Origin of the sequence: Myxacorys almedinensis A, assembly GCF_010091945.1 — a bacterium.
GTDB lineage: Bacteria > Cyanobacteriota > Cyanobacteriia > Leptolyngbyales > Leptolyngbyaceae > Myxacorys > Myxacorys almedinensis.
In genome coordinates this window covers 82,451-95,367 of sequence record NZ_WVIE01000006.1, presented here as the reverse complement: position 1 = coordinate 95,367, position 12,917 = coordinate 82,451, and the positions used below count along the sequence as shown (strand labels likewise).

Sequence of the window (12,917 nt, the reverse complement as noted above, 5' to 3'; positions counted from 1 at the left end):
TCCCGCCGTTTGCTAGACCAGGAGGCTGGCTGTTTTTGCTTGATAGAGGGTGACGATCGCACCTAATACTTCCTCAATGGTGAGATTGTCGCTCTTAATCTCGATCGCATCGTCTGCTTTTCTTAGCGGTGAGATTGCGCGGGTGCTATCTTGGCGATCGCGCTCTGCGATCGCCCGTTCTAAATCACCCAATGTCACATCCGACTGACCCAAATTCTTCAGGTCTACTTGCCTCCGTCGTGCTCGTTCTGCAATCGAAGCGGTCAGAAAAATTTTCACTTCAGCATCGGGGAAAACATGAGTTCCAATGTCGCGCCCATCGATCACGATGCCCCCGCGCTGCCCATAATGTTGCTGTTGTCTCACCAGCACTGCCCGCACCGCCCCTTGAGCCGCGATCGCAGACACTCGCGCCGTCACTTCGGGTGTGCGGATGGCTTGCGTCACATCCTCGCCATTGACAAACACCGAAGGACTCGGCGTATTCACAAAATCGATCTGGCATTGGCTGGCGAGTTCGGCAACCGTGGGTTCATCGCCCAGATCGACGCCCGACTTTAAAATAAACCACGTTAATGCCCGATACATGGCGCCCGTATCTAGATAAAACAGACCCAAAACCTCCGCCACTTTTCGCGCCACGGTCGATTTTCCGGCACCCGCCGGGCCATCGATCGCAATCATCGGCTGACGGTTGGCATTGGGCGCAACGCCGTAGGAGCCGCGCAACACACAGTTATCGATCAGCCGCGTCGAGCCAATCCGGGCGGCTAGGGCTAACAAGCCTTCATCAGTTACGGTTTCTAGCGGTTTGAGAGTCATCGGATCAACAAGTTCAATGTATTCGGGGTGAATCACGGGTACGTTCGCAAGTTCTAGTTTTACTGCCTGCACTAAGGTAGCACTCGATCGCTCCCCTGTGCGAAACAGGTTTTGAGCGTTAGCTAATCCTTGATATAAGGCAGTGGCTTGTATCTTTTCTTCATCAGAAAGATATTGATTTCGGGAACTCAGAGCCAGACCGTTTGCTTCTCGTATAATAGGGCACGCAATAATCTCCACAGGCAGCTTCAGATCTTGCACCAACCGCCGAATGATCGCGACTTGCTGAGCATCTTTTTGCCCAAAATAGCTGCGATCGGGCTGCACCAAATTTAAGAGTTTTGTCACAATTGTGGCGACGCCTTCAAAGTGACCAGGGCGAGATCGACCGCATAACCCAGACACCAGGGCTTGGGGGGGCTGAATGTGGGTCTGATCCGAGGCTGTAACGCCCATTTCTTCAGGGGTTGGGGTGAAGAGGACATCGACACCTGCGCCTTCGCAGAGGCTGCGATCGCGCTCTAGTTGCCGAGGATAGCGACTAAAATCTTCGCCCGGCGCAAACTGGAGCGGGTTGACAAAAATACTCACCACCACCAGTTTATTTTCTCGTCTGGCTCGCTCGATGAGGCTCAAGTGCCCGGTGTGCAGCGCTCCCATCGTTGGCACAAAGCCGATTTCAAGGGCGGGGATCGGCATCGGATTGGAGGGCGAATCGCTCGATCGAGGCTGTTTACCCCAACTGAGATCTAAGTAACACCGCAGTCCCGCCACAGTCGAAAACAGCCGCACCGCCACCCCCAGGAATCCCCTACCGTCGCCTTCTCAAGTGTATAGAATTCGCTTCCCACTGACCGAAAACAATGGAATTTTTGTCCAAAGATTTTATGGGCGCATGGTGACACCCTCTGGAGCAAAGAGCCTGAGCGATGAATAGAGAGCGCTAACGCCGGAACCTATCGCTATCGCGCCCCTCTGACCAAGAAAAAGTGGCGTTGCTGAATCTAAGTATGCATCGCAGATCTGCCCTCTCCCTAGCCTTCTCCCAAAAGGCGAGGAAACAAGAATTTTAGCTCTCTTCTCCCCAAGGAGAAGAGTTGGAAAGAAGGGCAAATCATACTTGTCTTCAGCAACGCCGAAAAAGTTAGGTTGGGGGTCTGGTGATAGGTGGAGTATCAGCCCAGGAGCGTGCTGATGATGGTGACATTGGGATTGACGACTTGAAATTGATGGGCTTCGATGGGATCGAATTGCGATCGCACTGATTGTGATTCGATCTTGCATAATGCGAGCAGGACTCTCGGATTTGCCCTCCTCGCATTATGCAACCCCCAAACCTCTAACGATCGCACTGGAGCCAAAACCACAATGCCATCTCTCGCGTTTGATGCTTATCTCAAGTCGATTCAAAAGAATCTGCAAAAAGGTAGTGAGCGCAGCCATTACCCAGCATTAAAAGATTTGTTGGATGATCCTGCTGTAGGACTAGATGCAGTAATTGAAGAAAAAGGCAACAAAGCCGGGATTCCAGACTTTACGGTAAGGCGGCGAGAGTTGTTGACGGGTTATGTAGAGGCTAAAGATGTGGGGTTAGACCTAGATCAGGTTGAAAAGACGGAGCAGTTGCAACGATATCTAGAATCGTTTCCCAACTTGGTGTTGACCAATTATCTAGAGTTTCGTTGGTATGTAGATGGGAAGCGCAGGCAGAAGGAGGTTTTAGCAGAGCGCAATGGTAGCAATCTGCAAGCTAAGAATGCTGACAAAATTTCTGCTCTGTTGGATCAGTTTCTCAACTATACGGGCGAAATTATCAGCAGCCCTGAAGACCTAGCGCGGCAGATGGCGAGGTTGACAAAGGCGATTCGGTTGGCAACAACAACGGCTCTTGATGGGGAAGAAATTGGGGGCGATTTGCATCAACTGAAGCAGGGCTTTATTGAGGTGTTGTTGCCCGATTTGAATGATGCAGATTTTGCGGATATGTATGCTCAGACGATTTCTTATGGGTTGTTTGCGGCAAGGGTGGGTCATGTGCAAAAGCCGGGAGGTGAGGCGTTTACTCGGCGGACAGCTGGCACGTATATTCCGGCAACCAATCCTTTTTTGAAGCGGTTGTTTAATACGATCGTAGAAACCGATGCGGTGAGTCAGATTGATTGGGCGATTGATGACTTGGTGGAGGTGCTGTCTCAGGTGGAGATGGGCAGCATTTTAGAAAATTTTGGGCAGCGAACTCGTCAAGAAGATCCGGTTGTGCATTTTTATGAGACGTTTTTGGCGGCGTATAATGCGGCTTTGCGGAAGAGTCGGGGCGTTTATTATACGCCTGAACCTGTGGTGTCTTTTATTGTGCGATCGGTAGATGCGATTTTGAAAGATCGCTTTGATTTGCCGTTGGGTTTAGCTGATAACGCTAAAGATCCGGTGACGCAAAAGCCCAGAGTGCAAATTCTTGATCCGGCAACGGGGACGGGCACGTTTTTGTATGAGGTGATCAAGCAGATTTATCGCAATCTGGAAGACATTGGTATGGCGAATCAGTGGGATAGCTATGTGAAAGATAATTTGCTAAATCGGTTGTTTGGGTTTGAGTTATTGATGGCTCCTTATGCGATCGCTCACCTCAAACTCGGTCTAGCACTTCAGGAACTCGGCTACCAATTTAAGGGCAAACAACGACTAGGCATTTACCTCACGAATACGTTAGATGAAGCACTCAAAAAATCAGAGATTTTGTTTGGTCAGTTTGTCGCACAGGAAGCAAACGAAGCCTCAGAAATTAAACGCGATGCCCCGGTAATGGTGGTGTTGGGCAATCCCCCTTATTCAGGACATTCGGCAAACAAAAGTCAGTGGATCGAGGGTTTGTTGCGCGACTATTATCAAGTAGACGGGATGCCATTAGGAGAGCGAAATTCCAAATGGTTACAAGATGACTATGTGAAATTTATTCGGTTTGGGCAATGGCGAATTGACAGGACGGGTTCTGGCATTCTGGCATTCATCACCAATCACGGCTATCTTGATAACCCAACCTTTCGAGGAATGCGCCAGAGTTTAGAGCAAACCTTTGATGAGATTTACCTGATGGATTTGCACGGCAACAGCAGAAAAAAAGAAGTTTCTCCCGATGGCTCCCCGGATAAAAATGTATTTGATATTCAGCAAGGGGTAGCAGTTTGTTTGATGGTTAAATATTCCAAGGAGAAAGCAGCATGAAACGAGTTCAACAATTCACAGCAATTATTGAGCGTGGAGGGAATGGTTACGTATCACTGTGTCCAGAACTGGACATTGCCAGTCAGGGGAATTCGGTAGAAGAAGCAAAAAACAATTTGATTGAAGCTCTGCAACTTTTTTTTGAAGTAGCTGATTCTTTAGAAATACAGAATCGCTTGCATACAGAAGTTTTTGTGACTCGATTGGAGGTTGCTATTGGGTAAGCTGCGAGTTTTGTCAGGCTATTTTCTAGAGCATGATTATGATAGCTAAGTGGAAAAATGTTCTAAGGAGAAACCGTAATGAAATGGTGCGTTGTGCTTGAAACCGATTTTGAAATGGGAGATTGGTCTGTTTGGTGTCCAGAATTGCCAGGTTGTGTTTTGGCTGGAGAAACAGAAGAAGCGTTAGAGAATATTCGTGAAGCGATCGCTCTTTATCTTGAACCGGCGAAATCTCAATCGCCAGCTTCAAGTGATTGTGCCCTACCACAAGGGGCGCGATTTACCGATTGGGACACTCCGCAACATTATGATGGGTGCTGACATTCCAGAAACCGAATGGAAAACTGAGTGAAGTAATTTATGACCAAGTTTTATCACACTGATCTCTGGGGTTCACGAGAAGATAAAGATCGTTATCTTCAGGAGCATGATATTACTACAGTTGAGTGGACAGAAATCTTTCCAAAATCTCCACTCTACCTTTTTGCTCCACAAGATCAAGACTTACGGCTAGAATACGATCCAGGTTGGCAAATTAATAAAATATTTCCTATTAACACTCTTGGATTCCAAAGTCACCGAGATGATTTTGCGATCGCATATAGTCAAGAACAACTTCAACAGAGACTTCAAGAATTTAGAGATACACGATTTTCTGACGAGGAAATTAGAAGTAAATATGCTCTTAAGGATAATCGAGATTGGAGCTTAACCAAGGCAAGGCAGAGAATACGGCAGATACAAGACTGGAAAAGGTGGTTGATCAAATTTTTCTACCGACCTTTCGATTTGCGTTCTTGCTACTTCAGCACAATTGCAATGGATTATCCCAGAGTTATTTTTCAACAACATTTTACTGAAGAGAACATTTTTCTGAATGTTGTCAGACAAACTAAAGCTGATGACTGGCGACATGCATTTGTAGCTAATACTCCAACTCCTGCACTGTATGTTGAATTAAAAGATGGCAGTAATGCTTTTCCTCTTTACCTCTATCCTGATATTGCCAATCAACAAAGTCAATTGTTTGTTGAAAAATCTCCAAATTTGTCTTCAGATTTCATCACAGCAATTCGAGAAAAGCTTGGCTATGTCCCCACTCCAGAAGCCATCTTTTACTACATCTACGCCATCTTCCACAGTCCCACCTATCGCGATCGCTATGCCAAATTCCTAAAAAGTGACTTTCCCCGTGTGCCGTTAACCAGCAGCGATCACCTGTTCAAAGATCTGGGCACAAAAGGTCAGGCGTTGGTAGAACTGCACCTGATGAAATCGAAAAAACTCAACAAGCTCATTACTAAAATGGGCGGCAATGGCGACAATGCCGTTACTGAAGTGACTTATAAACCGACAGAGCAGCGAGTTTATATTAATGGCGATCGCTACTTTGAAGGCATCGCCCCCGAAGTTTGGGAGTTTAAGATCGGCGGTTATCAAGTGTTAGACAAATGGCTAAAAGATCGTAAAAAAGCCAAACGTACTTTATCTTTTGATGATGTCTTGCACTATCAAAAAGTTGTTGTTGCCCTCAAAGAAACCAGGCAGATCATGCAAGAAATTGATCAACTGATTCCTGGTTTTCCGATCGAGTAGAATTTGATCACCGCATCTAAAACTTGATATTGCAAGTCTCTACATTTAGGAAGTTGAATACCCTTCTGCAGCAAGCTTGAATAATTAGAGAATTGCCTGCCTTCTTACGAGAATGTAGGCAATATCTTGGCTTGGGCTAATTAATAAGATAGAGGAATGAAATGCCAGTTCTGTTGCAGATTATTGGCACCGTACTTGTGGTGATTGCTCTCGCAGACATTTACCTCACTGTATTGCACCCCCGCGCTGAAAGCAGTTTGCTGAGCATTGCTGTAGCTAGAGGCATGTGGTGGCTTTTTTGCTCTGCCACCCAAGGCTTACCAAAGCGCCGCGATCGCTTCCTTTCATATGCAGGATCAACTATTATTGTCACCCTCATTGGGGTATGGGTTGTGCTGCTTCTATTAGGGTTTGCTCTGATTATTTGGACTGGGCTAGGCACCGCTATTCAAGCTGAACAAGGGGAAACCCCAACAGATTTCGCGACTGCCATCTACTACGTCGGCTTTTCCCTGGCCACCCTAGGCACCGGCGACCTAGTTCCTCAAACGACAGTGTATCGATTACTGATAGTGTTGAAGAGCATTTTGGGATTTTCGGTATTTACCTTAACTTTGTCCTATTTTGTGTCGGTTTATAACAACCTTACTAGCCGCAATACTGTTGCTCTAAGTTTGCACCACCGTACAGCCGATACCGCAGACTCAGCAGAGCTTTTGGCTCGTTTAGCAGCCGATAACAATATTACTACTCTGCATCAGGATATTTCAGAAATTGCCCGGAATTTGACGGGTCTTCTGGAGTCGAACAATTCCTACCCGGTGCTACTTTATTTCCGCTACCGTCAGGCTTACTACGCTTTGCCTCGCATTGCTTATCTAACCATGGACACTGCTACCCTAATTAGGAGCGCTCTAGATCAAAAGCAGTATCGCTCAGTTACAGAATCTTCTGGCACAGCAGAACTCTGGTTTGGGGGGATTCACCTACTAGAGGAATTGTGTCAGACCCTCTTGCCCAAGGTTAGGATTCAGTCTCAGGAACCCAACGAACCCAGGTGGCGAGAGCATTACTACCAGGCGCTAGAAAGGTTAAGGGCAGAGGGAATCAAAACAACTAATGACCCAGAAGCAGGCGCTGACTCCTACATTTCGATGCGCCATCAATGGGCACCCTACCTGGCAAAGCTGATGAAGTATATGGTCTATGAGCCGCGTCGTGTAACCCCTGCTGAGTACTGATTTGACCCATCTAACCCTGGGGAACAACCGTCACGTTCAGGTCACATTTGCGATCGCGCCTGAAAGGTAACGTGAACACCTTCGGAGGAGCATCATTAGCGCAACGAATAGCCATAATGGTATCTCATATCCAATTGATTTTTCACGGCGACAGATCCTCGACCCCCCTGCCTACGGCATCCCCCCTTGGTCAGGAAAGACTTTCCGACTCCTCTCCTGACTCAGGGCGGGTTGAGGGAGGTCGCAGGGCTGTAGCATTTACAGATTAATTTGGTATCAAGCATTGTTTCGACAGGAAAACTTTTGTCCATTATATAAAAAGAATTTTCAATGAAAACAGGAATAGAAATAACAACACTGCAAAAGAGAGTTAGATCAAAAAGTTAAATCACAAAAATCAATGCTGTAAACCCTAATGCAGGAGTCAAGCAGACTTTAGCACTCGCTGCCGAAACTCAGCCGCTTTACGGGCATCCGGAATGCTAGATGCCAACGCCTCAACAAAGGCCTCAGACGACCATGACGCAGTTCCCGTAGGGCAAGCACGGATCGCTTCTCGCTGCCCAGTCACCATCCATTTTGCGATCGGCCCAATTACCAGCGTCAACTCATACTCACAGGTTTGAATAAATTTCTCATCAATGCCTTGGCGATCGCGCGAGTCTGCAATGCCACGCCCGTGCCCCTCAGAAGGAGGATTGAGCGACTCTACCAGCGCCGGGGGCTGAGATACAGTCGGGGGTGTAGCCGTTGGAACTGCCGCACTCAACCGTTGCTCAACCACCGCGCATTGCTGAGGAGAAAGATAATCTGACAGCGTTGCTACGAGTCCCGCAACGCTGGAGATGTGCGGCGGAAGATGGCTGAGCAAAACCGGGGTGATCGGCCCCACTACATCGAGCAAAACAGACTCAACAATTGCTAACGATTCGGCAGATAATACGATGTCTGGCGCAGACTCATGGGGCGGCGTGTGCTCTGAGCTAGGGTGCGAAAGAGCCGGTGATGGGTGAGTGGGAGAACCGGAGGCATCGGCAAGTGGCTCTGGCGAGGATTCGCTGGGTTCGGCTATGCGCGATCGCGCGGCTTGCTGGATCGCAAATTGGGCTTGCTGCTCAAACGTGGCGCGTTGGGCGGCGGGTACGAGCAGTAACAACTCCTCAATCAACCCCTGCGGATCATCGGCTTGGGCAGCAGCTTGAGCCATAACCAGGGGCGCGACAGGGCCCACCAAAGAGAGCAGAATCGGTGTCAAACGTTCTGCTAGGTCAGAAACCGGCAGAGTTGTCTCGGCGATCTCGATCGCAGGTGTGCCGATCTCAAGCAACGGCTGGGCGGGTGCTTTGGGCATCTCTAACAAAGCCGCAGTAACCTCTAGGGGCGCAGCACTCTCGCGCTCTGGCGGAGTCGAAGAACCATCGATTCCCAACGTCGAGGGCAACACTTCGATCAAGCCTTGGGTTCCTGACAGCCAAAGATGGCACATTAACCCCAATCCATCGAGATTTGTTTGCAGCTTGGCGAGCAGGCTTGCGATCGACAATCCCGTACGAGGATTTGCGGCAATCAAGGCTTCTAACAGCACCTGAGCAAATAGTTCTGGCTCATCTAACGGAGAGGCGCAGGCAAGAATACACTGCCCATAATCTGAAGCAATTTTGAGATCTTCCAGCCAATCTTCTAGCCCTACCGCCCCCGGACAATCGAGAATCACAATTTGTTGCGCCGTGGGCGATCGCCGCAATTCCTGCCGGAGCCACGCTCGGCTAATCTGAACACCATCGCCCAACACGAGCCAAGAATCGCCATCTGCCGAGGTGGCAATGCTGCCCCGCAGGTAAAGCAACCGGGTGGCAATCTGCTGCATTCCCGCACTGATCTGAGGCTTTGGCAAAGCGGGATCAGACTGGAGAAAGCGCGCGATCGCAGTTCTCACCTCCAACCACGAACAATCAAAACTTGGGCGATCAGCCGGTGGAAAGCACTCTAAATCAAAGCTACCGTTGTGGTGCAGCACGTCTGCAAATGCCATGCTGAGCGGATAGTGCGTCAATCCGTTAATCAAGAGTGCCTGTCGTTCTTGCCAAAACTGGGTCGTTTTAGGCTTGAGTCCCAAAATCGTTTCGCCGACTCCTTCAACAATCCGCTTCGGGGTCTGCAACGAATATTCTGAATGAAACTGCGAGTCGCCTTTGTTGCGCTTTTGCTGGTTGACCAACCGCAACTGCTGATTGGTTTGCTCTACATACTGAAGTGTCTGGTGATAAACATAGCGGTAGAGTCCATCCGCATCGATCACGCCGTGGGCATCTGCCGCCTCGCCTCGCAACCCGCGCATCAGGTAATAGCTAAACACCCCATGACCCAAGTCAGGAAATTCCCAGGATTGCTGCCCTTGATCGCACGACAGCAGCGCATAAAACCCGCGACTTTTAGCGGCGCGCTGTCTCAGCAGGTCTAGCAATTGTGGCGTCGGATTCAGCAATGCCGGATCAACCGCCTGCCCTTTCGCACCTTGTAAGGTGATATTGCCACTATGACAGGCATCGAGCCAAACGATCTGGCTGTGGGCGCTACAGTCTCCTAGCTGCTGTAGCATGTTTTGAAGACATAACCCTGTCGATGGCGCATTCTGTTTTTGGGTATTTGCAAGACACAGCACCGTCTGATGGCTGGCGGGATCTACGATGCCATGTCCTGAAAAATAAGTGAGGATGGTGTCTTCTGCTTTGGCTTCTGTCACCAGTCGCTGCAAACTGGCTTGAACGGCGTCTAATGTTGGCTTGTTGGAGACTAAATCGTGATGAATCAGAAATTCTTTTTGGGGAAATGCCTGAGTTGCGGCGGTTAGGGCTTCGCCTAGCCCTTGGCAATCTAGAGCAGCGTACCGCAAGGTGGGCAGAGTTTCGTCGTCGTAATGATTGACCCCAATCAGGAGCACCCACAGTTTTGCTCTGCCCGTTTCTAGGGCAAACGCAAATCGACTAGCACCGACACCCACTGGAGGCATTTCTTAACCCGCTCAACACACTAAAGAACAGTCCATCGACTCCGAAGCATTTGACATTTCGTTCTAACCTTTCGTTCCAACCTAGGGGTTCAGAGTACAGAGCTTTACAGTTAACATTACATCTCAAACCGCCGAGATGCGGCAACCGTAGTTATAAATTAAACTTCTCAAATTTTATGATTTACACGTTCAAAACGATCACGTAGGCGTCAGATCACGTCTTTGCGTTTTTGGAGGTAGAGTGCGATCGCAAGATAGGCGATCGCACTTGCGCCCAACATTGCCCAATTCAACCCCAAGTTTTGCCAAGTAGCATCATACACAGCATTAACCTGAAGTGGTTGAGCGATCGGCGCTCTACCCGGAATCTGAATCGCTTCAGGGATCATCTGATTCACGTCTACCAATGCGCCATACGCGCCGACAGACCATCGACTCACCATCAGCCAAGATAGCTGGGTTGGCAAGCCTTGTAGCTCGAATAAAATGCCAGAAAAAATCAGTTGAGGAATCATAATCAGCGGCAGAGCATTGTTCGCCTGGTTTTCAGTTTTAACAACCGTAGAGAGGAGCAATCCTAAGCAGAGGCTACTAAAGAGGGTGAGAAAGTTGGTCATGCCTAGCCCAAAAACCCAGGGCAACAGGTCGGGGGCAGGCGAGTGAAGGCTGAGCAAAATTGCAGCGATCAGCAACAGGGTTTGCACAGCGGCAATGCCAGAGCGAATCAGCACTTTTGAGCCGAGGTAAGGCAGTAACCCCAAATTGACCAAGCGCTCGCGGGCGTAGATAGGAGCTTCTTTGACAATCTCTTGGGCAGAACAGGAAATGCCGACCCAAATCGCAATGCAGCTAATCACAAGGAGCGTTCGCAAGCTGAGCGAGGCGTGCATGGCGTCTTGCGGCGTAACGGGGATCAACGGATCGCGGGTCTGCACTGCCAGATAAATGAGTGCGATGCCAATTGGCCCAGTGAGCAGTGCCAAGCCTAAACTCATGCGATCGCGCATCACCAATTGCCCATAGCGCTGGCTCAGCAATCTCAGTTGCTGAACCGGAGAATAGCGTCGTTGAGATCCCATGTTTGATGGCGCAGATCGGTTAGAAGACTCCCTCCCAACCGGATTTAGCGCTAAATGGTGAGACTGAGACTGATGAAATTTGGTTGCCCAGTGCTGCACGGTTGCGTGAACGTCTTGCTTGGTTTTGCCCTGATCAAGCTTGATGTAAATGTCTGCAAAATACTTTAAATCAGCCTCTGGCATCTCGAAAAAGTCGAGCGCGCCTTGAGGCGACCCAAAATAGCAAAGTTTGCCGCCTCGACCCATAAAGGCAATGCGATCGCACGCTTCTAAATTTGCCGTGGCGTGAGTCACCAAAATCACCGTACGTCCTTGGTCTGCCAACTCGCGCAGCAGATTCATCATTTCTTTGTCAAGCCCTGGGTCGAGTCCAGAAGTCGGTTCATCGAGAAAGAACAGTTTTGGATCGGCAAGCAGTTCGACGCCAATGCTAACTCGTTTTCGCTGCCCACCGCTTAAGTCACGAATAAACGTATGTTTAACATGGTGGAGTTTGATTTGCTCTAACGTTTTCTGCACAATTTGCTTAGCATTGGTATCTGCTGGCAATCGAAGTTTGCACGCATACAGTAAAACTTCTTCTACCGTTAAGTCGCAATGCACAATATCATCTTGCGGCACATAGCCCAACTGAGAGCGATACAAATCAAAGTGTTGCCGTAGATCATCACCATTCAAATAAACTTTTCCAGATGTTGTCGGTTCTATTCCCAATAGCGTTTTCATCAGTGTAGATTTTCCAGCACCACTGCCCCCCACCAATGCGACCAACTGCCCCGGCTCGATTGAGAGGGAAACATCGTCTAAAATCACTCGTTCGGTGTTGAGTTTATCCGTCACTTTGCGAACGAGATGCGCGGCGTCGAGACGAATCTGATTACCGCGATCGGCAAGTTCCAAGATCCCGTGCTGATAGACCAGCGTAAACGGACCAATCCGAATGCGATCGCTCTCATGCAGTTTTGCAAACCGCTCGACCCGTTGCCCATTCACAAAGGTGCCATTGGTGCTGTGATCTTGCAGGGTAAACCCACCATCTGGTGTAGCGTAAACGGTGGCATGGCGACGAGACACCACCGGCGATTCTAACGTCATTGAGGCATAGCGAGTCGCATCAGGTTCTCGCCCAAGTTCTACCGGGGTTTCTCGTAGCCGTTTCAAATCCAACCGTAGATTACTGGGCGTGACGGTGGGGCTACTTGCCGGATCAATGTACGTCAATTTGATCTGATTACTGGCATCTTGCCCGATTTCTAATTGTGTTCCATGCTTGAGCACATAGCCCTGTTCAGAAATTTGAGTATGGCGAATAAAAATGCCATTTCGACTAGTACTATGACCATCACCATCATAGATCCGATAGTGATCGCCTTCCCGTTGTAAAACGGCTTGCCTTCTTGATAGCACATCCCATCCTTGTTCGGGAATTTCCAAGTCTGACCAGGTGCGATCGCGCCCCAAAAAATACCGGGCTTCTTGCAACTGAAAGCGCAACACCTCTCCGTGATTGTCTAATTCAATAAAGGGCTGAGCTTGGCTGATCAGGGTGGCGTTGTGCAAGGTCTCAATCATGGCAATACTCCCAAACATGGCGTGCTGAAAATGCCTTCATCTGTCTCTACGACAAGGATCAGGGCGTTATGCAAGGTGCGATCGCCCATTAGGGCTGAAAAAAGCCTCTCTTCTAGGTCAAAAGAGAGGCTAAGGAGGAAACCCAAGGTTA

General features: G+C 49.0%; 9 protein-coding genes. 5 read left to right on the top strand and 4 right to left on the bottom strand.

Going from position 1 to position 12,917, the window contains the following annotated elements; all coding sequences use genetic code 11:
• Positions 1 to 12 precede the first annotated feature (12 nt).
• Positions 13 to 1,620 carry a bifunctional pantoate--beta-alanine ligase/(d)CMP kinase gene (locus GS601_RS06805; protein ID WP_338016976.1) on the bottom strand — a complete coding sequence of 536 codons (1,608 nt, stop codon included), beginning with the start codon at positions 1,618 to 1,620 and terminating at the stop codon, positions 13 to 15.
• A 377-nt stretch (positions 1,621 to 1,997) separates the two neighbouring features.
• Positions 1,998 to 2,189, bottom strand: a complete 192-nt coding sequence (locus GS601_RS06800; protein WP_162422522.1) for a hypothetical protein — start codon at positions 2,187 to 2,189, stop codon at positions 1,998 to 2,000.
• A 1-nt stretch (position 2,190) separates the two neighbouring features.
• On the opposite strand from GS601_RS06800, the gene GS601_RS06795 reads away from it, so the two are divergent.
• From GS601_RS06795 to GS601_RS06775, 5 genes are all read left to right on the top strand, one after another.
• Positions 2,191 to 4,044: an N-6 DNA methylase gene (locus tag GS601_RS06795; protein WP_202924921.1), complete on the top strand. Its 1,854-nt coding sequence runs from the start codon at positions 2,191 to 2,193 to the stop codon at positions 4,042 to 4,044.
• Complete coding sequence (locus GS601_RS06790; RefSeq protein ID WP_162422521.1) at positions 4,041 to 4,268, top strand: type II toxin-antitoxin system HicB family antitoxin; 228 nt, start codon at positions 4,041 to 4,043, stop codon at positions 4,266 to 4,268. The genes GS601_RS06795 and GS601_RS06790 overlap by 4 nt, the downstream gene beginning before the upstream one ends.
• Positions 4,269 to 4,346: 78 nt before the next feature.
• Positions 4,347 to 4,589, top strand: a complete 243-nt coding sequence (locus tag GS601_RS06785) for a type II toxin-antitoxin system HicB family antitoxin (RefSeq protein ID WP_162422520.1) — start codon at positions 4,347 to 4,349, stop codon at positions 4,587 to 4,589.
• 39 nt (positions 4,590 to 4,628) lie between these two features.
• Positions 4,629 to 5,864, top strand: a complete 1,236-nt coding sequence (locus GS601_RS06780) for a type ISP restriction/modification enzyme (RefSeq protein WP_162422519.1) — start codon at positions 4,629 to 4,631, stop codon at positions 5,862 to 5,864.
• Between the two features lie 161 nt (positions 5,865 to 6,025).
• Positions 6,026 to 7,105 (top strand): potassium channel family protein, encoded by a 1,080-nt coding sequence (locus GS601_RS06775; RefSeq protein ID WP_162422518.1) that lies wholly within the window; start codon positions 6,026 to 6,028, stop codon positions 7,103 to 7,105.
• 424 nt (positions 7,106 to 7,529) lie between these two features.
• On the opposite strand, the gene GS601_RS06770 is transcribed toward GS601_RS06775, so the two are convergent.
• On the bottom strand, positions 7,530 to 10,115 hold the full coding sequence (locus GS601_RS06770) for a DUF8082 domain-containing protein (RefSeq protein WP_162422517.1): 2,586 nt from the start codon (positions 10,113 to 10,115) through the stop codon (positions 7,530 to 7,532).
• Between the two features lie 209 nt (positions 10,116 to 10,324).
• A complete protein-coding gene (locus tag GS601_RS06765) occupies positions 10,325 to 12,784 on the bottom strand; it encodes an ATP-binding cassette domain-containing protein (protein ID WP_238393124.1) in 2,460 nt (819 codons plus the stop codon).
• Positions 12,785 to 12,917 lie beyond the last annotated feature (133 nt).

Coding starts and splice junctions, on each gene's coding strand:
- GS601_RS06785 (WP_162422520.1), top strand. CDS start 4,347: ATGAAATGGTGCGTTGTGCTTGAAACCGATTTTGAAATGGGAGATTGG.
- GS601_RS06775 (WP_162422518.1), top strand. CDS start 6,026: ATGCCAGTTCTGTTGCAGATTATTGGCACCGTACTTGTGGTGATTGCT.
- GS601_RS06790 (WP_162422521.1), top strand. CDS start 4,041: ATGAAACGAGTTCAACAATTCACAGCAATTATTGAGCGTGGAGGGAAT.
- GS601_RS06795 (WP_202924921.1), top strand. CDS start 2,191: ATGCCATCTCTCGCGTTTGATGCTTATCTCAAGTCGATTCAAAAGAAT.
- GS601_RS06765 (WP_238393124.1), bottom strand. CDS start 12,784: ATGTTTGGGAGTATTGCCATGATTGAGACCTTGCACAACGCCACCCTG.
- GS601_RS06780 (WP_162422519.1), top strand. CDS start 4,629: ATGACCAAGTTTTATCACACTGATCTCTGGGGTTCACGAGAAGATAAA.
- GS601_RS06770 (WP_162422517.1), bottom strand. CDS start 10,115: ATGCCTCCAGTGGGTGTCGGTGCTAGTCGATTTGCGTTTGCCCTAGAA.